Origin of the sequence: Rhodanobacter terrae (assembly GCF_042657005.1) — a bacterium.
GTDB classification, from domain to species: domain Bacteria; phylum Pseudomonadota; class Gammaproteobacteria; order Xanthomonadales; family Rhodanobacteraceae; genus Rhodanobacter; species Rhodanobacter terrae.
Window position 1 is genome coordinate 31556 of record NZ_JBHSNG010000010.1, and the last position, 22476, is coordinate 54031.

The window sequence follows — 22476 nt, forward strand, 5'->3', positions numbered from 1 at the left end:
AGGGCCGTCATGGGATGTCCGAAGCAGCCGGCAACGGCCGCGGCTGGGTATAGGAACGCGCCGGATCGACCGCGAAACGCCCGTCCAGCGCGCTGCGGCCCAGCAACATGGGAAACAGCATATGCCGGCGGTCGGTCAGGTTGATGTCGACACTGAAATGCTGCCCGGCCAGCCGCACCTCGCTGCGGATGAACCAGCGCTCGGTACGCCGGCCGCCGGTATCGGTCACCGCGCGCCGATCCAGCGCCGGCGCCTCGCAGCATATGTGCGTCGGCTGGCGCCGCCCGACATGCATGGTGAAACGCAGCCAGGTGTCTCCGCCGCGCTGGAACTCTTCGAGGGTATCGACGTGCAGCGAACTGCTGCGCGCGCCGGTGTCCAGCTTGGCCTTGAGCATGCCGATGCCCAGCTGCGGCAACGCCAGCCGCTCGCGCCAGCCCAACGTAATCAGGCCCGCGGTGATCAGATCCGCCATAGGGTTTCGGGATAGCTCGGATCGCTGCAGCGGGGAGTGGAGCGGGTGAAGGGAATCGAACCCTCGTCAGTAGCTTGGGAAGCTACAGCTCTACCATTGAGCTACACCCGCATTGGCCGGCGGATGGTAACGCGTGACATGCGCCGTTGGAAAGTCGGGCGAGAGCGGAGTTTCGCCACGCGAGCCGGCCGCTGCTCTGGTGTGCTTTGGGAAGCAGCGCACGACCGCGCCGCCCCAACGCCGCATGAATCACAGATGGCGGCCAGCTGAATCGCCGGCGGCCCGATCAGCAGAACTTAAGACCGGACTAATTTTTAATGTGCCCATAATCGGATCGAACAAACCCATCGCGCGATGGCAAATCGCGTTCACACTTACCGCGTCCACCTTTTGGGGGAACTCACATGCGTGTGCTCGCCAAATTCCTCGCTCCATCACGCTTCGGCTGGCGACTGCTGGGGCGACTGCTGGCGATCGTGCTGCTGTGCGCCTCTACAGCTCTGGTGCAGGCCCAGTCCGCTGCAAACGACAACAGCGCCGATCCGCCGAGCCGGGTGGCCCGTCTGTCGTACATCTCCGGCGATCTCGGTTTCCTGCCGGCCGGCGCGAAGGACTGGAGCGATGCCAGCGTCAACCGCCCGCTGACTACCGGCGACCGGCTGTCCACCGGCCGGGGTTCCCGCGCCGAACTGGAACTTGGCGGCGGCAGCCTGCGCATGGACGGCCAGACCGACTTCGGCCTGCTCAATCTGAATGACCAGCTGGCGCAGATCGAGCTGACCCAGGGCACGCTCAACCTTACGGTGCGTCATCTGGATCAGGGCCAGAGCTACGAGATCGACACGCCGACCGTGGCGCTGGTGGTCGATCAGCCCGGCAGCTTCCGCGTGGACATCGACGACAACGGCGGCAGCACCCAGGTCACGGCGTTCGACGGCGGCGCCACCGTGTATGGCGAGAACAACGCGCAGCGCACCATCAATCCCGGCCGCAGCTACCGCTTTGCCGATTCCGGCCTCGCCGATGTGACCATCAGCGACATCGGCGGCGGCGATGCATTCGACGCGTGGGTCGGCGGGCGCGACCGCCGCTATGGGCAGTCGCGCAGCCGGCAATACGTTTCCGACGACGTGGTGGGCTATCAGGACCTGGATCAGTACGGCGACTGGCAGACCACCAGCGACTACGGCGAAGTGTGGTATCCCACCCGGGTCGCCGTGGACTGGGCGCCGTACCGCGATGGCCACTGGGCGTACATCGCGCCGTGGGGCTGGACCTGGGTGGACGATTCGCCGTGGGGCTTCGCGCCTTACCACTACGGCCGCTGGGCTTACACGCGTCGTGGCTGGGGCTGGATTCCGGGGCCGCGCGAGGTGCGTCCGATCTACGCACCGGCGCTGGTGGCCTTTGTCGGTGGCGGTGGCTGGTCGGTCGGCATCAGCAGTGGCCCGGTGGGCTGGTTCCCGCTGGGTCCTGGCGAGGTCTACAACCCGTGGTACCGCGCCAGCCGCAACTACTACACCCGCGTCAACGTCACCAACATCAACGTACACAACACCTACAACCAGACCACGATCATCAACAGCATCAACCATTCGTACAACAACTATCGCAGCGGTCAGCCGGTGCGTGATGGGCACTACGCCAACCGTGAAGCGCCACGCGGCTTCACCGCCGTGCCAGGCAATACGTTCGCCGGTGGTCGCCATGTGCAGCACAACCTGGTGAAGGTCGATCCGCGTCAGCTGGCCGCGGCGCCTGTGCTTTCACGCGGAGCCAGCCAGCTGCGCCCCGTCGCCGAGGCCAGGCCTGCACTCAGCGCACATGCACGCAACCTGCCGGCCGGCGGATTCAATCGCGAAGTAGTGGCACGCCACGCACCGCCGATGGTGGCGCAGGGTGCAGGCGGGCCCGGACGCAATAACCGTCTGGCCGAGTCGCCCCGAGCCGGCGTGTCCGCATCCAATGTCCGCGTGTTGAATGCGGGCGACAACCGCGATCGCGGCGTTCGCCCCATTCCCGCCGATCGCGCGGGCGACAATGCGCGCCGATTTACCGCCACACCGCAGCAGCCTCCGGCCAGCCCCCGCGTCACCGCGGGTTCGCCGCAACCGGCAATGCGCAACGACAACCGCCCCGAAGCGCGCGGCGGCGCCGGACTGCCGTCGACACGTTTCGCCCATCCACGCAGCCGCGACAACGTGGACCAACGCGAATCGATGCCGCGGCCGGGCGTCAGCTATATCTCGGGCGCCGGCGAAAACCAGCCTCGTCCCGCTGCCCGCGATAACTCGTCGCTGCCGCAGGTGCCGCAGATCCGGCGTGCCGAGCAGATCCCGGGCTACCGGAACCCGCCGGCCGGCGACGGGGGCAGCCAGCGTTACCAGTCCAATCGCACGATGCGGCAGGACTTGCCCACGCCGGCCGCACCGACTCGCAACAGCGAGGAACCGCGCTTTCAGCGTGCCGCGCCGGCCCGTGCCGAGCCCGCCCCGCGCGGCTACGTTCGCGAACGACCACAGCCGATGCCCGAGCCGGCCCGCAATGAGCCGCCGCGTCGTCCGGCCTTCCAGCCACAGCAGCAGCCGCGCTTCGAGCCGCCGCCGCGCGCCGAAGCACCCCATCCGCAGCAACGCACCGAGTCAGGGCCGCCGCCGCAAAAAACCCCACATCGGCCGAAAGACGACGCGGAGCAGCACTGAGGCGTCACGGCCCGCGCTCCGACTTCTCCCCAGCCCGCGGTGAGAGGTCGGAACGAGCGCAGCGGCTCGCAGCGGCGCTCTCGATGTCAGCCGCTACAATGACGCATGCCCAAAACCTACAACCCCGGCACCGATAACCCCGGCCGCGACGACCCCGCACCGGAATACATGCGCCGCATCCGCAGTTTCGTGCTGCGCGAGGGCCGCATGACGCCTGCACAGCAGCGCGCGTTCGATACGCTGTGGTCGCGCTTCGGCATCCCTTATCGCGGCACCCCGTGCGACTTCGCCGCGACCTTCGGCCGCCAAGCGCCGCTGGTCCTGGAGATCGGTTTCGGCAACGGCGAGGCGCTGGCATGGGCCAGCGAGCACGACCAGGCGCGCGACTTCCTCGGCGTCGAAGTGCACGGCCCCGGCGTCGGCCGGCTGATGAATGCCCTGGCCGCACGCGATGCCGGCAACGTCCGGCTATACAAGCACGACGCGGTCGAAGTGCTCGAACACGAGATCGCGCCGGGCACCCTCGCCGAGACACGCATCTGGTTTCCCGATCCGTGGCACAAGAAACGCCACAACAAACGCCGGCTGATCCAGCCCGAGTTCGTCGCCCTGCTGGCCTCGCGCATGGCGCCGGACGGCCTGCTGCATCTGGCCACCGACTGGCAGGCCTATGCCGAGCACATGCTCGACGTGATGGAAACCGCGCCCGCCTGGCGCAACCAGCGCGGTCCGGGCCAGTACGCCGAGAAACCCGAGTGGCGCATCGAGACGCACTTCGAACGGCGCGGATTGAAGCTGGGGCATGGGGTGTGGGATTTGCTGTATCGGAGGGTTTGAAGGGCAGGCTCGGAACGACTTCGAAGAAGTCCCTCCGGTGAGGGATCACGAAGGCCCCACCTTAGCCTTCGCTCTTGGCCTTCGGTTCACCAGTCGCTGCATCAGCCCGCTTATACTCACGCTAATCACCCAGGGACGAATCGACGCAGCGTGAAGCTTCCACTGCCCCGCCGTATCCGCCGCAGCCGGCTACTTATCGGAGACGTCAGCTAGTGGGACTTTCGCTCACCCCCGAAATGGTCCTGGTACTCGGGCTGGTCGGCTTCACCATGCTGATGCTGGTGCTGGAGTGGATCCGCGCCGACATGGTCGCGTTGCTGGTCGTGGTGGTGATCGGGTTGACCGGGCTGATTCCGTCCGATCGCGTGTTCAACGGCTTCGCCGGCAACGCGGTGATCGCGATCATGGCGATCATGATCATGGGCGAGGGACTCGACCGCGCCGGCGTACTCAACCTCACCGCGCGTTTCGTGATGCGCATGGCGCGCGGCGTGGAGTCGCGCCTCGGCGTGGTGATCAACCTGGTTGCCAGTCTGTTCAGTGCGGTGATTCCCAGCCAGGCGCTGGCGGCGCTGATGATCCCGGTCAGCAGCCGGCTGTCCGCACGTACCGGCGTGCCGCTGTCGCGGCTGTTGCTGCCGATGGCGTTCTGCATTCTCACCGCCACCAACACCACGCTGATCGCGAACTCGCCGCTGATCGTGCTGAACGACCTGATCGCCAGCGCCAACGTCAACCTGCCGCCGGGCGCGCACACGATCCCGAAGTTCGGCCTGTTCAGCGTCACCCCGATCGGCCTGGCGCTGGCCTTGCTCGGCGTGGCGTATTTCTACTTCTTCGGCCGCAAGCTGCTGCCTGGCCATGAGGACGAGCGGCTGAAGGTGACGCCCGGGCGCACCGAGAGCTACTTCGCCGAGACCTACGGCATCGGCGGCGAGACCGCCGAGCTCACCGTCACCGCGGAAAGCCCGCTGGTCGGCATGAGCATCGGCGAGGTCGAGCAGTTGCACGGCGCGCCGCTGATCCTGGCGATCAAGAGCGGCAACGACGCGCGCATGGCGCCGCCGGCCGATCACGTGATCTGGGTCGGCTCGGTGCTGGGCGTGCTCGGCCCGCGCGATCAGCTGACCCAGTTTGCCAACAACCAGCTGTGCCGGCTGTCGACCCGCATGCGCCAGCTCGGCGAGCTGTTCAACCCCACCCGCGCCGGCATTTCCGAAGTGGTGATCCCGCCGGTGTCGCGCTTCATCAAGCACACCGTCGGCGAGCTGCGCCTGCGCAAACGCTTCGGCATCTCGGTGTTGGCGGTGAACCGCGGCGATCAGGTATTCCGCGACGACGTGCGCGGGGTCAACCTGCGCGCCGGCGATACCGTGGTGCTGCACAGCAACTGGCGCGATCTGGCGCTGGCCTCGGAAGACAAGGACCTGGTCGTCGTCACCGACATCCCGAAGGAAGAGCAGCGCCCCGGCAAGATCTGGCAGGCGGTGGGATTCTTCGTGATGGCGAAGTGCCTGGCGCTGTTCACCAACCTCGACCTGTCGGTGGCGATGATGACCGGCGCGATCGGCATGTTGCTGACCGGCGTGCTGAACATGGACGAGGCGTACCGGGCGATCAACTGGAAGACGATCTTCGTCACCGCGTGCCTCATTCCGCTGGGCTGGTCGATGGACGCCACCGGCACTGCCGCATGGATCGCGCAGGTGGTGCTGCAGCATCTCGGTGGCGCATCGCCGTGGGTGCTGCAGGCGTGCCTGGCGATCCTCACGTTGCTGTTCTCGCAGGTGATGTCCAACGTGGGCGCCACCGTGATGATGGTGCCGATCGCGATCAGCGTCGCCGTCGCCACCGGCGGCAACCCGTCGGCCTACGCGCTGATCGTGGCGGTGTCCTCGTCCAATACCTTCCTGCTCAGTTCCGGCCATCCGGCGCTGATGATGGTCACCGGCCCCGGCGGCTACAAGAGCAAGGATTTCCTGCGCGTCGGCGCGCCGCTCACCGTGCTGGTACTCGTGGTCACGCTGATCGCGATCAACCTGATGTTCCGTTGATCCTGCACGCCACTGGCGAGCCATCGGATCGGCGCACTGGCGAGTTCTGCGAGCCGCGCAAGCCGAGCCCCTAAATCGCCTCGGTCACGCGGGGCGCCAGATGAATTGCGCCGTCCTGCACCTGCAGCGCAACCTCGCGCAGATGTTCGCCGCGGCACGGGCCCGCGATGCACAGACCGTCGGCCTGATTGAAGGTGGCGCCGTGCACGGCGCAGATCAGGGTGTCGTTCTTCAGCAGGAATTTGCCGGGAGCGTAGTCGAGCCGGCGACCGGTATGCGGGCAGACGTTGAGATAGCCGCGCACCTGCCCGCCGCGCCGCAACAAGATCAGGCTGCTCTGTTCTGGATCGGCCTCGCCATCGGTCAGCATGGCGTCGACGGCGGTGGCGCCACCATCGGGAATCTCATCCAGCCGGCAGAGCGCTTGCCGGTCCGGCGAGGCGGCAGGGAAAACTGTATCCATCGGCACTTGCCTCGGGGGCCGTATGGCCCCATCGTTGTCGCGTAAGTCGTTGATTTTACCACACGGATTTTTAACACATGTACTTTTCCATGCCTTCCATTCGTCGTCCTCGCCATCCGCTGGTTCGTGCCTTGTCGTTGCTGTTGGGTGTGGCCATGATCGGCGTGTTGCTGGTGTTCGGGCTGGTGGTCGCCGGCGTGCTGCTGGTCGGCGGCGGCGTGTTGCTGGCGGTGCGGCAGTGGAAGCAAGTCCGTGCGCCTGCGAAGCCCGCTGTGCCGAACGCCACTCATCAGCCAGCCGTGCTGGAAGGCGAGTTTGTGGTGATCCGGCAGGGTCGGCCGGTCGCGCATTGAGCAATCTGTAGGAGCGCACCCTGTGCGCGATGCTCTTTGCTTTGATCGACATTAGAGCATCGCGCACAGGGTGCGCTCCTACAGACATACACGCCCTACGCGGCGACAAGCGGGGCGGGCTCGCGGATAATGCGCTGTCCCCACACGACCCTACCCCATGTCCGATATCTCTGCCGGTGCCGCGGCTGAAACGCCGCGCAGCCTGACCGATCCGCGCTTTCTGATACCGCTGGCGTTGCTGGCGCTGTACGCGATCTGGGGCTCGACCTATCTGGGCATCCGTTACGCGCTGGAAAGCTATCCGCCGTTCCTGCTCGCCGGTGTCCGTTTCCTCTGTGCCGGCGTGGCGCTGTACGGCTTTCTGCGCCTGCGCGGGATGGCGCCACCGACGCCGTTGCAGTGGCGCAATGCGGCATTCACCGGCCTGCTGCTGCTGGGAATGGGTAATGGCCTGGTGTGTTTCGCCGAGGAACGGGTGAGCTCGGGAATCGCCGCCGTGGCGGTGGCCAGCATGCCGCTGTTCGCCGCGCTGTTCTCGGGCATGTATGGCGAGTGGCCGAACCGGCGCGAGAGCATCGGCCTCGCGATCGGTTTTGCTGGCGTGGTGGTGTTGAACCTGGGCAGCAGCCTGTCCGGCTCGCGACTCGGTGCGCTGGCGCTGCTGGTCGCCGCGATGTGCTGGGCCTTCGGCTCGGCCTGGAGCCGGCGCCGGGAAATGCCGCCGGGGCCGATGAACACCGCCGCGCAGATGCTCTGCGCCAGCGTCGCGTTGCTGCTGGTGGGCTTCGCCAGCGGCGAACGGCTGCCGGCACATCCGACCGCGCGGGCCACGCTGGCGCTGGTCTATCTGGCCGTATTCGGTTCGATCATCGCGTTCAGCGCGTTCTTGTATGTGCTCAGGCATGCGCGGCCGGCCCTGGCCACCAGCTACGCCTACGTGAATCCGCCGGTGGCGGTGCTGTTCGGCGTATGGCTGGCCGGGGAACACGTGGGTGCCTATGACCTCGCCGGGATGGCGATCATTCTGTTCGGCGTGGCGGTGATCACGCTGGCGAAGCAGAAGCGTAAGGCTTCGTAGCGCGGTTCCTGTCCACCAGGGACTTCCTTCCGTTGTAGGAGCGACCTCGGTCGCGATGCTCTTGACGAAAGGCATCGCGACCGAGGTCGCTCCTACACGGGGCTGGAGAAGCCGCCCACTCGGACCTGTTCGACCTTGGTCGGCTTGCCTGTATGGCCGGTTGGGCGCGACGATGTCGCGAGCACCGACGGGAGAGCGGCATGAACGCATCGCAAGACGGGTGGATGGCGCGCGCAGCCTTGCGCAGTGCTGCCTGGGCGGAGCGCTGGTTCCCCGACGCATGGGTGTTCGCCGCGCTGGGCGTGGTAGTAGTGGCCTTGGCGGCATTCGCTTTCGGCGCCACGCCCACAGCGGCGGTGAAGGCCTTCGGCGACGGCTTCTGGGGTCTGATTCCGTTCACCATGCAGATGGCATTCGTGGTGATCGGCGGTTACGTACTGGCCACCGCGCCGGTGGTAGCGCGTTTCATCGACGTATTGGCGCGCGCACCGCGCACGGGCCGCGGCGCGGTCGTCTACGTGGCGCTGGTCAGCATGCTGGCATCGCTGCTGAGCTGGGGCTTCTCGTTGGTATTCGGCGGATTGCTGGTGCGCGCGCTGGCACGTCGCGGCGACTTGCGCATGGACTACCGCGCGGCCGGCGCGGCGGCCTACCTCGGCCTGGGCGCGATCTGGGCGATGGGGTTGTCCTCGTCGGCGGCCCAGTTGCAGGCAAACCCGGGCAGCATGCCGCCGGGCCTGCTGGCGATCACCGGCGTACTGCCTTTCAGCGAGACGATTTTCCTGTGGCAGTCGCTCGTGCTGACCGGTGTACTGATCGTGGCGTCGCTGCTGGTCTGCTGGACCACGGCGCCGTCGGACGCGCGTGCGCGCACGGCGCTGGATTTCGACGCCGGCGAAACCTCCACGCCCGCGCTGCCGCCGCGCACGCGTCCCGGCGAATGGCTGGAGTACAGCCCGCTGCTGTCGCTGGCGATCGGCCTGTTGGGACTCGGCTGGCTCGGCCACGAGTTCGCCAGCAAGCCGGCGATCAGCGCGATCGCCAACCTCAATACCTACAACTTTCTGTTTCTCACGCTAGGCATCCTTCTGCACTGGCGCCCGCGCAGCTTCCTCGATGCGGTGAGCCGCGCGGTGCCCGGCACGTCCGGCGTGCTGATCCAGTTTCCGCTGTACGGCGCCATCGCGGCCCTGCTCACGCAAGTGCCCGGCGCCGACGGCGTGACGCTGGCGCACCGGCTGTCGAACCTGTTCGTGCAGGTCGCGACCACCGACAGCTTTCCCGCCGTGATGGGCTCCTACTCCGCCGTGCTCGGCTTCTTCGTGCCGTCCGGCGGCGGCAAGTGGCTGGTCGAGGCACCGTACGTGATGCAGGCGGCGAACGACCTGCACGTGCATCTGGGCTGGGCCGTGCAGGTATACAACGCGGCCGAGGCGCTACCGAACCTGATCAATCCGTTCTGGATGCTGCCGCTGCTGGGCGTACTGGGACTGAAGGCGCGCGACGTGGTCGGCTACACCTTCATGCAGTTGGTGGTGCACGTGCCGCTGGTGCTGGGCCTGCTGTGGCTGCTCGGGTTGACGCTAGCGTACGTCCCGCCAGTCATGCCGTAATCCTGCAAGTGTTGTAGGAGCCCGCTGGCGGGCGATGCTGTTGCTTTGATGGTCGGTTGGAAGGATCAAAGCAAAAGCATCGCCCGCCAGCGGGCTCCTACACACAATTACAGCTCGCGCAATGCGGTGGTCACCGGCAGCCGCGCCGCGCGCACCGCCGGGAACAGGCCGCCCACGAAGCCGATCGCCAGCGCCCATTTCAAGCCGGTCCAGAGCACGGCTGGGGCGACCTTGAACTCGAAGGTGAGCTGGCCCGTTGTTCCGGCCGCCAGTGTGGACGCGGTATAGCCGTTGAATATCAACCAGGCGATGACGCCGCCCAACGCGCCGCCGGCCAGCGCGAGCAGCATGGTTTCGAGCATGATCGCCATCACCACCGGCAGTCCGCGGAAACCGATCGCGCGCAGCGTGGCGATCTCGCGTGCACGTGTGGCCACCGCCGCGAACATGGTGTTGAGTGCGCCGAATACCGCACCGATCGCCATGATCGCGCCGACCACGATGCCGATGATGGTGATGGCCTTCGTGGTGCCTTCGGACTGCTTGCTGAAATAGTCGAGCGTCGTCGACACATCCGTCTGCAGCCGCGGGTCGGAAGCCAGCGCGGCCTTGAACTTGTCGAACGCGGCGGCTCCGGTAAGTTTCGCGAACACCGTCGTCATGCTGGAGCCGCGCCGATAAGCGGGGCCGACGATGCCCGAATCCGCCCACAACTCCGAATCCATCGCATCGTTCGAGGCAAAGATGCCGGTCACCGTCCAGGTCTGACTGCCCAATTTGATCTGCTTGCCCGGTTCGAGGCCGGCAAACTGGTGCTGCGCGCCCTTGCCGGCAACCAGTTCGTACTTGCCGGGCTCGAATTTGCGGCCGGCGATGATTTTCGCGTTGGTGCGCAGCTTCCAGGCCTCGTCGCCGACGCCGCGCAGCTGCACGCTGCCGACATCCCGCTCCGGATCGCCGCCCTTCATCGGCAGATTGGCCGCAACGACGAGTTCCGGCGAGACAATCGGTTTGCCCTGATCATCCCGGGCAATGCCGGGCGCCTGCGCGATCACCAGCGTGCTTTCGTGATCCAGCACCGAGGAAACTTCCGCCGCCGAACCGCCCCGCATCACGATGGCGGTGTCGTCGGAGCCCGTGCGACGAAGGGTTTCGCGATAGCCGTCGGCCATGGCCAGCATGGCGACCAGCACGGCGACCACGCCGGCGATGCCGATCACGATCACCGCGGAGGAGCCCAGCCGTTGCGGCAGCGTACTGATGCCGACGGCGGTCACCGACCATGTCTGCTGGCCGCGCCGGGTCAGGACCATCCACAAGGCGAGCAGCGCCAGCAGCACCAGCATGCCCGGCCAGGGCAGGCTCAGAAATACCACCACGCCGATGATGACGGCAACGAAGGTCGCAAGACCGATCAAGAATTTCATTGCGCTTCTCCTCAACGTCCGGCCAGTGCATCGACAATGTTCAGGCGCATCGCGCGCCACGCGGGCAAGGCTCCGACGACCAACCCGATCGCAATGGCCAGGACGATGCCCAGCGCCCAGCTGCCTGCACCGACGCTGGTGTGGGTGATCATGCCGCCGCTCTGCGACGACATGACCGGCGCGAGCACGCTGACCAGGCCAAGCCCGATCACTCCGCCCAGCAGCAACAGCAGCACCGACTCGGCCAGCACCATCATCAGCACGCTGGCGCTGGAGAAGCCTATCGTCTTGAGCACGGCCAGTTCGGAAGTGCGCTCGCGCACCGCCTGCATCATCGTGTTGCCGGTCAGCAATACAAGCGTGAAGAACACGGCACCCATGATCGAGGTCACGATCAGGCCGATGTCGGCCATCTGCTTGATCCAGTTCGCGGTCGCTGCCTGCTCGGTCTGTGTCTTGGTCTCGTGATCGGAATTGTCCGACAACGCATCGATCGCCTTGGCGATGCGGTCGGACTGGTTGATGTCGTTGACCCGGCTGATATACCAGCCGACCATGCCGCTGTTGTAAGGCGTGGTTTCGTCGAACATCTTCCAGTGCATGATGATCATCTGGCTCTGGAAGGCCCTGGCGTCCTTGGAATGCATGACGCCGACCAGATTGAAACTCCAGTTCTTGCTGCCGCTCTTGTTCGGGAAGATCTGCGATTGCAGCGGAATCTTGTCGCCGATCTTCCAGCCATATTTCTTGACGATGGTCTCGCCGGCGAGAATGCCGTCCTGGGTCGAATCGAACGCCTTGCGCTGCTCGGGAGCCACCTCGACTTCCGGATAGAGATCCAGATAGTTGGGGCTCACGGCGAAGGTGAAAACCTGGTTGTGCGGATCCTGGTAAGCGCCGCCGAACCAGTTCGCGTAGGCAACGTCCTTGACCCCGTCGACCCTGGCGATCTGCGCGCCGAGTCCTTGCGGCAGCGGCTGGATGAAGGACAGCCGCGCGCCCGTCTGCAGGCGCTCGGCGCCGTTCGCCGACTGGCCCGCCTCCGCGAAAGAAACACGCACCGCATCGAGCATGCCGAACAGCAGGAACGCGGCGATGATCGACACCAGCGTGAGTATCGTGCGGGTCTTGCGCCGGAACAGCGCCGCCCAGATCAGATGAAGGTATTTCATAAATCGTGACCTCTCGAATTTGTGAGGCGAGCAACCGTCCTTGGTGCGCTGTCGCTCGGCTTCCTGCCTCGCCCTCGCGCGGCGCGCGTGATGCCCATGGGCATCACGCAAACGCGCCTTGCTCGACCAGGGTTCCCTTGTCCAGATGCAGCGTGTGACTGGCGTATTCGGCTGCCTTCGGGTCGTGCGTGACCATCACGATGGTCTTGCCGTGCTGGCGGTTGAGTTGCTGCAGCAGGCCGAGCACGTCCTCCGCCGACTGGCGGTCGAGATCGCCGGTCGGCTCGTCGCACACCAGCAGCGTGGGATCGGAAACGATCGCGCGTGCAATCGCCACGCGCTGCTGCTGACCGCCGGACAGTTCGCTGGGTTTGTGCGTGGCGCGATCGGCCAGGCCCACCAGTTGCAGCGCGATCGAGGCGTTCTTCCTGCGCTGGGCGCCGGATAGTTTGGTCAGCAGCAACGGCAGTTCGACATTGCGCTGTGCCGACAGCATCGGCATCAGGTTGTAGAACTGGAAGACGAAGCCGACGTTCGACGCGCGCCATTTCGCCAGCGCACCGCTGCCGAGCTGATCGATGCGCTGGCCGCCCACGCTGATACTGCCGGCGCTGGGCGTGTCCAGCCCGCCGATGAGGTTGAGCAAGGTGGTTTTCCCGGAACCGGACGGCCCCATCAACGCAAGGAAATCGCCCTCGGCGATGGCCAGGTCGACGTGATGCAACACCTCGACCTTCTGCTTGCCACGCTCATAGGTCTTGGCCAGATTCTGGATATCGATCAGTGTGCCCATGGTGGATCTCCGATAAACATGAATTTTTCTGTTTTTGTAGGAGCCCGCTGGCGGGCGATGCCGTTGCTCTGATGTCCGGAGGATTTAAAGCAAGAGCATCGCCCGCCAGCGGGCTCCTACACACACACGCACGGTACGAAACGAGCTACGGTTTTTTCATCTGGACTACCGAACCATCGTGCAGCCCGGCCGGTGGCGAAATCACTACGTTGTCACCCGGATTCACTGCAGCCGGCAGCAAGCGCAGCTCACCATAGGCCTGCGCCGCCGGGTCGACCGTGCGCTGGCGCACCTGGTCGCCGTCGACCACGAACACCACGCTGCGGCCGGCGCGCGACGCGATCGCCGTCGCCGGCACCAGTACGCCTTGCGGGGGCGGCACCGTGGCGCTCTGCCTTTCCTCGAGGAACGACACCCGCGCCCCCATGTCCGGCACTACGCGTGCGTCCTTCTTTTCCAGTGCCACGCGCACCTTGATCGTGGCCTTGCCGCGATCGGCGGTGGGCACGATGGCGACTACGTGGGCGGGAATCTTCCAGTCGGGGTAGGCGTCGAGCACGGCCTCGGCCGGCATGCCCGGCTGGACGCGGCCGATGTAGGCTTCGTTGACGTCGACGTCGACTTCCAGCGAATCCATGTCGACGATGGTGCCCACGCCGGTGCGGGTGAAACCGCCGCCGGCAGACAGCGGCGAAAGGATCTCGCCGACCTGGGCATCCTTGGTGGTGACCACGCCGCCGAACGGCGCGCGCACCACGGTGTAATCGAAATTCACCCGCGCCACCGCCGCCTGCGCATCGGCCGACTTGGCCTGTTTCTGCTGCGCGCCGAGCTGCGCACGCAAGGTGTCGACCTGGGTACGCGCCTGCTCGGCGCTCTGGGTGGAAACCAACCCCCTCGCCGCCAGCGTCTGCTGGCGCATGGCATCGTGTTCGCCTTGCGCCAGCTGGGCCTTGTATTGCGCCACCAGCGCGTGGCTCGACGCAGCCTGGGCCAGCGCCGCGTCGAGATTGGCCTTGTAGCCGCTGTCGTCCAGCCGCGCCAGCACCTGGCCCTGCGTGACGTGATCGCCCTCCTCGATCAGCACCGCGGTCAGCGTACCGGTGATCTGCGCCGACACCGTGGCCTGCCGCCGTGCGGTGACGTAACCGGTCGCCTGCAACACCGCACCCGCCCCGCTGCCGGAGCTTGGCGCGATCGCCGCGGCAGTCTGCACGGCCACCGCGCGATGACCGAACAGCATCCAGCCGGCGCCACCGAGCAACGCCAGCAGCACGATCAGCGCGCCGACGATCCATGGCCAACGGCCAGCGCCTCGGTCGTGATCCTCGCGCTGATCACGCCCGATGCGCAGTTCCTTCAACAGTTCGCCGTTGTCCACTCGTGTTCCCCGCCCGGCATGCCGGTTGCTCGATAGATGCAAGATTGGCCGATCGGCCGCAGCGCGATCAGGGTGCAGCATCAGCCATCGTCGATGACAGGTGTCATCCGGGCGGGCTGCCATGGTGGGTACGGAGCGTCAAGCTCATCGTGGATCGCCTTGGTGAAGAATGAGGTGCTTTCCATGACAACGAACGAGATCGAAGAAAATCGACATCCGCTTAGAAACTTCCCGGAACCCCGACGACCGGGCTTGCGTTACCGTTGCAGTAATTGCTGCACGATTGCCCGGAGCTGCGCAGAGAGTAACCTTCCTCGCGCTGCGGCTGCCACCCCGCGCGGATCAAGGTGGGGGCACGACGGCGCGCACATGCTTTGCTACGCTTGCCGGCATGACCTACGCCATCGCCATTCCCGTCCAGCCAAGCCTGCCGATCCTCGGCAGCGACCTGCGCTTTCCGATCCGCCGCGTGTTCTGCGTCGGCCGCAACTACGCCGAGCATGCGCGTGAAATGGGCTCCGTGGTGGACACGGGCACGCCGATGTTTTTCAGCAAACCGGCCGATGCGGTAGTCAGCGACGGCGCCGACGTGCCGTATCCGCAAGCCACCAGCGACCTGCATCATGAGGTGGAGATGGTGGTGGCGCTGGGCGCTGGCGGTCGCGATCTCAGCCCGGAACAAGGCGCCGCGCTGGTCTGGGGTTATGGCGTGGGGCTGGACCTGACCCGCCGCGACCTGCAGGCGCAGGTGAAGGCGAAGAGCCATCCGTGGGACGTGGCCAAGGGTTTCGACCACTCCGCCCCGGTCTCGGCATTGCGCCCCGCCGGCGAAGCCGCGCCAGGCCCCGACACCGAGCTGCGCCTGCATGTGAACGGCGAACTGCGCCAGCACGGTCGGCTGGGCGACATGGTGCATGGCGTGCCGCAAATCATTGCAGCGCTGTCCACATTGTTCGAACTGAAGGCCGGCGACCTGATCTTCACCGGCACGCCGGCAGGTGTGGCTGCGTTGCATCGCGGCGACCGCTTCCATGCCGAGCTGACCGGGGTCGCCGAACTGGACGGGCGGATCGTCTGAATTTCCGCCCGGGAGTACTGTGCCGGTCCGCGGCGGCGCGCTAAAGTCTAGCCATTCGGCCCAATCCACGGAGAAAGAGCATGAGCATGCTGCAGGAATTCAAGGCCTTCGCCATGCGCGGCAGCGTCGTCGATCTGGCGGTCGGTGTCGTCATCGGCGGTGCGTTCGGCAAGATCGTCAGTTCGCTGGTGGAAAAGATCATCATGCCGCCGATCGGCATGCTGACCGGCGGCATCGACTTCAGTCAGCTGAAGTGGGTGCTCAAGCCCGGCGACAACAGCGACCCCAAGCACAAGATCGCCGAAGTGGCGATCGGCTATGGCGACTTCATCAACACCATCATCACCTTCCTCATCATCGCCGCTGCGATCTTCCTGGCGGTCAAGGCCATCAATCGCATGCAGAAGAAGCAGGAAGAGACTCCGGCTGCCCCCCCGGCCGATGTGGTCCTGCTCACCGAGATCCGCGACCTGTTGAAGGGCAAATCGTAAAGCGGTGATGCGTTTCTAGGGCCGGTCCGTGGCTTGTGGCCCGATCCTTGCCGTTTTCGCGGCAGGCATGACTTATGACCTAAGCGATAGCTGACGGTCGCGCCATAATCGGGATTCCCTCAGCGGAGTCTTCCGATGCGCCCTCTTCCCCTCACCTTGCTCGCCGTCAGCCTGCTGCTGGCCGCGGGCATCGCCCGCGCCGCCGATCCGGCCACCACGATTTCCGCGGCAACCGTAAAGACGGCCGAACAGCTGCGCGACAAGGCAATGCATGACGACACCGGCTATCGGATCGTCGAATCGCTGACCACCGAGATCGGCCCGCGCCTGGCCGGCAGCGATGCCGACCAGCGTGCCCGCGACTGGGCCGTGGCGAAGTTCAAGGCGCTCGGCTACGACAAGGTCTACACCGAGCCGGTGACCTTTCCGCTATGGGTGCGCCGCAGCGAGCACGGTGCGATCGTCGCGCCGTTCCCGCAGCCGCTGGTGCTGACCGCGCTGGGTTATTCACCGGGCACGCCGAAGGGCGGGCTCACCGCCCAGGTGGTGAAGTTCGACAGCCTGGATGCGCTGAAGGCAGCCGACCCGACCAGCGTGAAAGGCAAGATCGTCTACATCGGCTATCGCATGCAGCGCACCAAGGATGGCCACGATTACGGCATGGGTTCGGCCGTGCGCACCGCCGGCCCCCCGATCGCTGCCGCCAAGGGCGCCGCCGGTTATCTGCTGCGCTCGGCGGGCACCGACGCGGATCAGCGGATTGCGCATACCGGCGTTACCGGCTTCCGCGATCCGGCCAAGGCGATTCCCGCCGCCGCACTGTCCAACCCCGACTCCGACCAGCTCGAGCGCGTGCTGGCCTACGGCAAACCGGTGACGCTGAAACTGGATCTGGATTGCGGCGTGGTCGGCGAATACACCGGCGCCAACGTGATCGGCGAGATCACCGGCCGCAAGCATCCCGATCAGGTCGTGGCGATCGGCGGGCACCTGGATTCGTGGGATCCGGGTACCGGCGCGATCGACGACGGCGCCGGCGTGGCGATCGCGATGGCCGCCGGCAAGCTGATCCACGATCTGCCGCAGCGGCCCGACCGCACGATCCGGGTGATCGCGTTCGCGAACGAGGAGATGGGCTTGTGGGGCGGCCGCGCCTATGCCGACAAGCACGCCCGCGAAGTGGCGAAGTTTCAGCTGGGCACCGAGTCGGATTTCGGCGCCGGCCCGGTCTGGCGGATGAGCGCCAGCGTGAAGCCGGCGGCGCGCGGCGCGATCACCCAGATCGCGAATGTACTGGAGCCGATCGGCGTCGCCTATGACGCCAAGAAGCCCGGCGGCGGCGGTTCGGACCTGTCGCAGATGCACGGCAAGGGCATGGCTGCGCTGACGCTCACCCAGGACGGCACGCATTACTTCGACTGGCACCACACGCCGAACGACACGCTGGACAAGATCGATCCGAAGCAACTGGCGCAGAACGTGGCGGTGTATGCCGCGTTCTCGTACATGGCCGCGCAGGCCGACGGCGACTTCGGCTCGGCCCCCGGCGCATTCGCCGGCGACGGTGCCGACGAATAGAAGCGATACGCTCCTCCCCTGCGCGCCGGGGAGGAGCGAACACGCGGATTACTGCGCCGCCGGCTGCACCTTGGCGCGGCGGCCGAAGCGCTGCTGCAGGCGATCCATGTACAGATAGATCACCGGCGTCAGGTACAAGGTAAGCACCTGCGAGACCAGCAGGCCGCCCACCACCGCCAAACCCAGCGGCCGCCGCGACGAGGCGCCTGCGCCGATGCCCAGGGCGATCGGCAAGGTGCCGGCGAATGCGGCCATGGTCGTCATCATGATCGGGCGGAAGCGCACATGGCAGGCCTCGACGATCGCCTGCGCCGGCGTCATGCCTTCCACGCGCTGCCGTTCCAGGGCGAAGTCGATCAGCATGATGGCGTTCTTCTTCACGATGCCGATCAGCATCACCACGCCCACGAAGGAGAACAGGTCCAGCGGAGCATGGAAGATCATCAGCGTCAGCAACGCGCCCACCCCTGCCGCCGGCAGGCCGGACAGAATCGTCAATGGGTGAATGAAGCTCTCGTACAAAATGCCCAGCACCAGGTAGATCACGAACAGCGCCAGCACCAGCAGCAAGCCCATGCCCTGCATGGATTGCTCGAACGCCTGCGCCGTACCCTGCACGCTGCCGGTGATCGTGGCGGGCATATTCATCTGCTTCATCGCACCGTCGATCTCGCTCACCGCCTGGCTGAGGCTCACGCCGGGCGCGAGGTTGAACGACACCGTCACCGCAGGCAGTTCGCCCTGGTGGTTCACCGTGAGCGGCTGCGACTTGCGCTGGAAGCTGGCCACCGCGCTGAGCGGCACCAGCGTGCCGGTGTCGGAGGTGACGTACAGCTGCGACAGGATGGCCGGGTCGTTCTGCTGCGCGTAGTCGACCTGCATGATCACCCAGTACTGCGTGGCCGAGCCGTAGATCGTCGACACCTGGTTCTCGCCGAACGCCGTGCCCAGCGCGGTCTGCACCTGGCGCATGGTGAGCCCTAGCGGCGCCAGCTTGTCGCGGTCCACCTGCACCGCGATCGCCGGGCCGTTTAGGTCGAGGTCGCTGGTGACGTCCTGGAAACCGGGTAGCTTGCCGAAGGCGGTGAGCACCTTGCCCGACCACCCGTACAGCTCGTCCAGGTCCACCGACTGCAGCGTGTACTGGTATTCCGCCTTGGACTGCCGCCCGCCGACCTGGATCGCGGGCGGATTCTGGATATAGGCGCGGATGCCCGGCACCTTGGCGAACTTCGTGCGCAGCTCCTGGATGATCTGGTCCGGATCGAGCTTGCGCTCGCCGGCCGGCTTCAGCCGCATGAAGATCGAGCCGTTGTTGGTGGTGGTGCGCGAACCGCCGCTGCCCACCGACGACATGTAGGCGGCGACGTTCGGGTCCTGCGCCACAATCGCCGCCAGCTGCTGCTGACGCTGCATCATGCCGGTGATCGAGATGTCGTCTGGCCCTTCCACGTTGACGATCAGCTGGCCGGTATCGCCGGCCGGGATGAAGTCCTTGTTCACCACCACGAACAGCAGCGCGGTGACCAGCAAGCTGGCGAAAAACACGCCAAGCGTCACCCCCGGATGCGCCACCGCCCAGGCCAGCGAACGGTTGTAGCCGTCGCGCACCCGGTTGAAGCCGCGGTCGAACCACAGCACCACGCGCGACTTGTGCTCGTGCTCGGCGTGCTTCACGAAGCGGCTGCACAGCATCGGCGTCAGCGTGATCGAGACGAAGCCGGAAATCAGGATCGCCGTGCTGATGACCACCGCGAACTCGTGGAACAGCCGGCCCACGATGCCGCCCATGAACATCACCGGCAGGAACACCGCCACCAGCGACAGCGTCATCGAAAAGATGGTAAATCCTATTTCGCTGGCGCCCTTCAGCGATGCCTCGTACGGCTCCATGCCGTGCTCGACATGACGCACGATGTTCTCCAGCATCACGATCGCATCGTCCACCACGAAGCCGACCACCAGGGTCAGCGCCAGCAGCGAGAGGCCATCCAGGCTGTAGCCCAGCGCGTACATCACCCCGAACGTGCCGATCACCGACACCGGCAGCGCCAGCGCGGGAATCAGCGTGGCCGAGGCATTGCCCAGGAACAGGTAGATCACCAGCACCACCAGCACACCGGCCAGCAGCAGCGTGTACTGCACGTCGTCCACCGACGAACGGATCGAATCGGAACGGTCGTACAGCACACCGAACTGGATCCCCGGCGGCAGCGTGGCCTCGAACTGCGGCAGCACCGCGCGGATGCGGTCCACCGTGGCCACCGTGTTGGAACCGGGCTGGCGGTCGATCGCCAGGATCACCGCGCGCTTGCCGTTGAACCAGCTCGCCACCTGGTCGTTCTGCACGCCATCGCTAGCGCGCCCCAGCTGGGACAGCCGGATCGGCGCGCCGTTGCGGTAGGCTACGATCAGGTCGTTGTAGGGCGCCGCCGTGCGCAATTGGCCGTCCGAACTCACCTGCAGCAACTGCCGGCTGCCGTTGAGCGAACCGGTGGCGAGGTTGACGTTGGCGTTGGCGATCGCCTGCTGCAGCGTGTCGACGCCGATGCCATTGGCGGCCAGCTTGTCCGGGTCGATGTTGACGCGCACGGCGTACTTCTGCGAGCCGAACACGCTCACCTGCGCCACCCCGTCGATCATCGACAAGCGCTGCGCCAGCTGGGTCTCCCCGTACTCGTCCACGGTGGACAGCGGCAACGTGTCCGAACTCAGCGTGAGGTACAGGATCGCCTTGTCCGCCGGGTTCACCTTGCGGAACGTGGGCGGCGTCGGCATCGAGGTGGGCAGCTGGCGCTGCGCCGCGGAGATCGCGGCCTGCACGTCCTGCGCGGCGGCGTCGATGCTGCGGCTGAGGTCGAAGGTCAGCGTGATCGAGGTCGAGCCCAGCGCACTGGTCGAGGTCATCTGCTGGATGCCCGCGATGGTGGAGAACTGGTTCTCCAGCGGTGTGGCCACCGCGGTGGCCATGGTCTCCGGCGAGGCGCCGGGCAAGTCGGCGCTCACCGAGATGGTGGGAAAGTCCACGTTCGGCAGCTCGTTCACCGGCAGCTTGGGATAGGCCGCCACGCCGAACACCACCAGCGCGATCATCATCAGCGCGGTCATCACCGGACGGCGGATACACAGGGCAGGCAGATTCATGGCCGCCGCTCAGCCGTTGTCGCCGACGATGCGCACGCGGGTGCCGTTCACCAGCAGCAGCTGCCCGTCTGTCACCACCTGCTCGCCACCGTTCAAGCCCTTGCTGATCACGATTCGGTCGCCACTGCTTTCCCCTGCCGTGACCATGCGCTGCTGCACCGCGCCGTCGGCGTCGACCACGAATACGAAGCTGCCATTCGGCGAGTTCTGCAGCGCCACGACCGGCACGGTCACCACGTTCGTCAGCCGCGTGGTCGGCAAGGACACCTCGACGAACTGGCCCGGCGTCAGCTGGTCGTCCGTGTTGGCGTAGCTGGCTTTCAGCTGGATGGTGCCGGTGCTGGTATCCACCGCGTTATTGATGAAGTCCAGCGTAGCCTGCAAAACGCTCCTGCTGCCCGGGATCTTCGCCGTCACCGGCAGCGCGCCGCGCGCATACGACGCCTTGAGTCCGGCCAGCGCGGATTGCGGAATCGAGAACGTGATGTAGATCGGGCTTACCTGATTCAACACGACGAGATTGGTGTTGTTGGCGGTGACCTGCGCACCCGGGTAGACCAGCGGCGCACCGGCGATGCTGTCGACCGGCGCATGGATCTGCGCATAGCTCAGCTGCGTGCGCGCCAGCTCTACGGCCGCCTTGTCGGCTTTCACCGAAGAAGTATAAATACCGACATTGGCCTTGTAGGTATCGACATCGGACTGGGCGACATAACCCTTGGCCAGCAGCGGGGCATACCGCTTCAGCACGGCCTGCGCATTGATTAGTTGCGCCTGGTCCTTGGCCAGGTTGCCCGATGCCTCGTCCAGCTGCGACTGCAGCAGGCTGGGATCGATGCGGATGATGGTCTCGCCCTGCCTGACCCGGCCACCCGGCTTGAACGAAAGCGACAGCAACTGACCGCTCACCCGCGATTGCACATTGACCGTGGAATACGCCTCGGCGCTGCCGATCACCTTCAGCGAGAGATCCAGGTCGCCGCGCTGCGCCCTCGCGACCTTGACCGGTACTACGGCAGCGTGTGCTGCAGCAGGTGCCGCCTTTCCACCACCGCCCAGCAGGGCATGGGCGACGAAACCCACGACGGTCAGCGCCACGACAGCCAGCGCGAGTTTTCTCCAGGACTTGTGCTGCGGCATGATCTCTCCGGCCGTGGGCCGCTGGCGGGGCGTCTGCATCGCGATGCGGCGCTGCCATGAATTTCAGGGGGTATCAGGGGATCCGACCCGGACATAACGCGCATCCGGTCGATCCGTTGACTGTCACGACATATTTTGCGCGCGTCGTGCCGTCGAACACTGCAGCAGGCTCATTCGTCGCTGTCCGGCACGGCCTCGACGACCTCCAGTGCCTGCAGGTTTTCCTTGATCCGGTTGAGCACCGCCATCGCCTGCGTCATTTCGGCATAAGTGATGTCCGTGGTGGCATCACGACGCAGGTCGCGGGCGATCAACTCCATGTCATCGATGACTCCGCGCGCCTGTTCGGTGGTGTACAGCCGCCACGCACGCCGGTCCTTCGGATCGGGACGCCGTTCGACGAACCCCGCCGCCTGCAGCCGATCGATCACCCGGCCCACCGCGATCGGTTCCATTTCCAGGAACTCGGCCAGCTCGGTTTGCCGCAGCCCTTCGCGGTGGTACAACATCTTCGTGGCGCGCCATTGCGCGCGGGTCAGTCCGAATTTCACCGCACGCCGGTCGAAGTGCTTGCGGAACAGCAAGGTCACGTCGCTGAGCAGATAGCCGAAGGAAATGTCTTCCGTTTTCTCCATGATCCGTCGCAACCTCATCGCACCCGAATACCTGCCCGCAGCATAAGACGCCACCCGCCGCG

At 66.0% G+C, this 22476-nt stretch carries 18 protein-coding genes and 1 tRNA gene; 9 read left to right on the forward strand and 10 right to left on the reverse strand.

The window, feature by feature from the left end; genetic code table 11:
* Window positions 1–7: 7 nt before the first annotated feature.
* Together ACFPPB_RS10805 and ACFPPB_RS10810 are read right to left on the reverse strand one after the other, a co-directional pair.
* Window positions 8–475, reverse strand: coding sequence for an ATP-dependent zinc protease family protein (locus tag ACFPPB_RS10805; RefSeq protein ID WP_377326911.1), 468 nt, complete (start codon window positions 473–475; stop codon window positions 8–10).
* A gap of 37 nt (window positions 476–512) precedes the next feature.
* Window positions 513–586, reverse strand: a tRNA-Gly gene (locus ACFPPB_RS10810).
* A gap of 293 nt (window positions 587–879) precedes the next feature.
* Between ACFPPB_RS10810 and ACFPPB_RS10815 the strand changes: the two genes are divergently transcribed.
* From ACFPPB_RS10815 to ACFPPB_RS10825, 3 genes are all read left to right on the forward strand, one after another.
* Window positions 880–3177, forward strand: coding sequence for a DUF6600 domain-containing protein (locus ACFPPB_RS10815; protein ID WP_377326913.1), 2298 nt, complete (start codon window positions 880–882; stop codon window positions 3175–3177).
* 105 nt (window positions 3178–3282) lie between these two features.
* The gene (gene trmB, locus ACFPPB_RS10820) at window positions 3283–4014 is read left to right on the forward strand and encodes a tRNA (guanosine(46)-N7)-methyltransferase TrmB (protein ID WP_377326915.1); all 732 of its coding nucleotides are present in this window, start codon (window positions 3283–3285) and stop codon (window positions 4012–4014) included.
* 236 nt (window positions 4015–4250) lie between these two features.
* Window positions 4251–6068, forward strand: coding sequence for an SLC13 family permease (locus ACFPPB_RS10825; protein ID WP_377326917.1), 1818 nt, complete (start codon window positions 4251–4253; stop codon window positions 6066–6068).
* Between the two features lie 70 nt (window positions 6069–6138).
* Here the strand turns inward: ACFPPB_RS10825 and ACFPPB_RS10830 are convergent, their stop codons facing one another.
* Complete coding sequence (locus ACFPPB_RS10830) at window positions 6139–6531, reverse strand: Rieske (2Fe-2S) protein (RefSeq protein ID WP_377326919.1); 393 nt, start codon at window positions 6529–6531, stop codon at window positions 6139–6141.
* A gap of 77 nt (window positions 6532–6608) precedes the next feature.
* On the opposite strand from ACFPPB_RS10830, the gene ACFPPB_RS10835 reads away from it, so the two are divergent.
* The 3 genes from ACFPPB_RS10835 to ACFPPB_RS10845 all read left to right on the forward strand — a co-directional run bounded on the left by ACFPPB_RS10835 (window position 6609) and on the right by ACFPPB_RS10845 (window position 9575).
* Window positions 6609–6884, forward strand: coding sequence for a hypothetical protein (locus ACFPPB_RS10835; protein ID WP_377326920.1), 276 nt, complete (start codon window positions 6609–6611; stop codon window positions 6882–6884).
* A gap of 157 nt (window positions 6885–7041) precedes the next feature.
* Window positions 7042–7962, forward strand: a complete 921-nt coding sequence (gene yedA / locus ACFPPB_RS10840; RefSeq protein ID WP_377326922.1) for a drug/metabolite exporter YedA — start codon at window positions 7042–7044, stop codon at window positions 7960–7962.
* A 224-nt stretch (window positions 7963–8186) separates the two neighbouring features.
* Entirely contained in the window at window positions 8187–9575 is a 1389-nt protein-coding gene (locus ACFPPB_RS10845; protein WP_377327112.1) for a short-chain fatty acid transporter, read from the forward strand.
* Between the two features lie 107 nt (window positions 9576–9682).
* On the opposite strand, the gene ACFPPB_RS10850 is transcribed toward ACFPPB_RS10845, so the two are convergent.
* The 4 genes from ACFPPB_RS10850 to ACFPPB_RS10865 all read right to left on the reverse strand — a co-directional run bounded on the left by ACFPPB_RS10850 (window position 9683) and on the right by ACFPPB_RS10865 (window position 14348).
* Window positions 9683–11002: an ABC transporter permease gene (locus tag ACFPPB_RS10850; protein WP_377326924.1), complete on the reverse strand. Its 1320-nt coding sequence runs from the start codon at window positions 11000–11002 to the stop codon at window positions 9683–9685.
* Window positions 11003–11013: 11 nt separating this feature from the next.
* Window positions 11014–12174 (reverse strand): ABC transporter permease, encoded by a 1161-nt coding sequence (locus ACFPPB_RS10855; protein WP_377326925.1) that lies wholly within the window; start codon window positions 12172–12174, stop codon window positions 11014–11016.
* Between the two features lie 103 nt (window positions 12175–12277).
* Window positions 12278–12967 carry an ABC transporter ATP-binding protein gene (locus tag ACFPPB_RS10860; RefSeq protein ID WP_377326927.1) on the reverse strand — a complete coding sequence of 230 codons (690 nt, stop codon included), beginning with the start codon at window positions 12965–12967 and terminating at the stop codon, window positions 12278–12280.
* Between the two features lie 145 nt (window positions 12968–13112).
* A complete protein-coding gene (locus tag ACFPPB_RS10865) occupies window positions 13113–14348 on the reverse strand; it encodes an efflux RND transporter periplasmic adaptor subunit (protein WP_377326929.1) in 1236 nt (411 codons plus the stop codon).
* Between the two features lie 391 nt (window positions 14349–14739).
* Here ACFPPB_RS10865 and ACFPPB_RS10870 point away from each other — a divergent pair, with 391 nt between their 5' ends.
* The 3 genes from ACFPPB_RS10870 to ACFPPB_RS10880 all read left to right on the forward strand — a co-directional run bounded on the left by ACFPPB_RS10870 (window position 14740) and on the right by ACFPPB_RS10880 (window position 17495).
* Window positions 14740–15426: a fumarylacetoacetate hydrolase family protein gene (locus tag ACFPPB_RS10870; RefSeq protein ID WP_377326931.1), complete on the forward strand. Its 687-nt coding sequence runs from the start codon at window positions 14740–14742 to the stop codon at window positions 15424–15426.
* An 80-nt stretch (window positions 15427–15506) separates the two neighbouring features.
* A complete protein-coding gene (gene mscL, locus ACFPPB_RS10875; RefSeq protein ID WP_377326933.1) occupies window positions 15507–15917 on the forward strand; it encodes a large-conductance mechanosensitive channel protein MscL in 411 nt (136 codons plus the stop codon).
* 135 nt (window positions 15918–16052) lie between these two features.
* On the forward strand, window positions 16053–17495 hold the full coding sequence (locus tag ACFPPB_RS10880) for a M20/M25/M40 family metallo-hydrolase (protein WP_377326935.1): 1443 nt from the start codon (window positions 16053–16055) through the stop codon (window positions 17493–17495).
* Window positions 17496–17543: 48 nt separating this feature from the next.
* Here ACFPPB_RS10880 and ACFPPB_RS10885 read toward each other — a convergent pair whose 3' ends face one another.
* From ACFPPB_RS10885 to ACFPPB_RS10895, 3 genes are all read right to left on the reverse strand, one after another.
* A complete protein-coding gene (locus tag ACFPPB_RS10885; protein ID WP_377326937.1) occupies window positions 17544–20639 on the reverse strand; it encodes an efflux RND transporter permease subunit in 3096 nt (1031 codons plus the stop codon).
* Between the two features lie 9 nt (window positions 20640–20648).
* The gene (locus ACFPPB_RS10890; RefSeq protein WP_377326939.1) at window positions 20649–21779 is read right to left on the reverse strand and encodes an efflux RND transporter periplasmic adaptor subunit; all 1131 of its coding nucleotides are present in this window, start codon (window positions 21777–21779) and stop codon (window positions 20649–20651) included.
* 170 nt (window positions 21780–21949) lie between these two features.
* Entirely contained in the window at window positions 21950–22414 is a 465-nt protein-coding gene (locus ACFPPB_RS10895; RefSeq protein ID WP_377326941.1) for a MarR family winged helix-turn-helix transcriptional regulator, read from the reverse strand.
* Window positions 22415–22476: the final 62 nt, after the last annotated feature.

Bases quoted from the DNA above. Each gene is read 5' to 3' on its own strand.
- ACFPPB_RS10835 (WP_377326920.1), top strand. From the start codon at position 6,609: ATGTACTTTTCCATGCCTTCCATTCGTCGTCCTCGCCATCCGCTGGTT.
- mscL (WP_377326933.1), top strand. From the start codon at position 15,507: ATGAGCATGCTGCAGGAATTCAAGGCCTTCGCCATGCGCGGCAGCGTC.
- ACFPPB_RS10825 (WP_377326917.1), top strand. From the start codon at position 4,251: ATGGTCCTGGTACTCGGGCTGGTCGGCTTCACCATGCTGATGCTGGTG.
- ACFPPB_RS10805 (WP_377326911.1), bottom strand. From the start codon at position 475: ATGGCGGATCTGATCACCGCGGGCCTGATTACGTTGGGCTGGCGCGAG.
- ACFPPB_RS10880 (WP_377326935.1), top strand. From the start codon at position 16,053: ATGCGCCCTCTTCCCCTCACCTTGCTCGCCGTCAGCCTGCTGCTGGCC.
- ACFPPB_RS10850 (WP_377326924.1), bottom strand. From the start codon at position 11,002: ATGAAATTCTTGATCGGTCTTGCGACCTTCGTTGCCGTCATCATCGGC.
- ACFPPB_RS10855 (WP_377326925.1), bottom strand. From the start codon at position 12,174: ATGAAATACCTTCATCTGATCTGGGCGGCGCTGTTCCGGCGCAAGACC.
- trmB (WP_377326915.1), top strand. From the start codon at position 3,283: ATGCCCAAAACCTACAACCCCGGCACCGATAACCCCGGCCGCGACGAC.
- ACFPPB_RS10860 (WP_377326927.1), bottom strand. From the start codon at position 12,967: ATGGGCACACTGATCGATATCCAGAATCTGGCCAAGACCTATGAGCGT.
- ACFPPB_RS10870 (WP_377326931.1), top strand. From the start codon at position 14,740: ATGACCTACGCCATCGCCATTCCCGTCCAGCCAAGCCTGCCGATCCTC.
- ACFPPB_RS10885 (WP_377326937.1), bottom strand. From the start codon at position 20,639: ATGAATCTGCCTGCCCTGTGTATCCGCCGTCCGGTGATGACCGCGCTG.
- ACFPPB_RS10815 (WP_377326913.1), top strand. From the start codon at position 880: ATGCGTGTGCTCGCCAAATTCCTCGCTCCATCACGCTTCGGCTGGCGA.
- yedA (WP_377326922.1), top strand. From the start codon at position 7,042: ATGTCCGATATCTCTGCCGGTGCCGCGGCTGAAACGCCGCGCAGCCTG.
- ACFPPB_RS10845 (WP_377327112.1), top strand. From the start codon at position 8,187: ATGGCGCGCGCAGCCTTGCGCAGTGCTGCCTGGGCGGAGCGCTGGTTC.
- ACFPPB_RS10890 (WP_377326939.1), bottom strand. From the start codon at position 21,779: ATGCCGCAGCACAAGTCCTGGAGAAAACTCGCGCTGGCTGTCGTGGCG.
- ACFPPB_RS10830 (WP_377326919.1), bottom strand. From the start codon at position 6,531: ATGGATACAGTTTTCCCTGCCGCCTCGCCGGACCGGCAAGCGCTCTGC.
- ACFPPB_RS10895 (WP_377326941.1), bottom strand. From the start codon at position 22,414: ATGGAGAAAACGGAAGACATTTCCTTCGGCTATCTGCTCAGCGACGTG.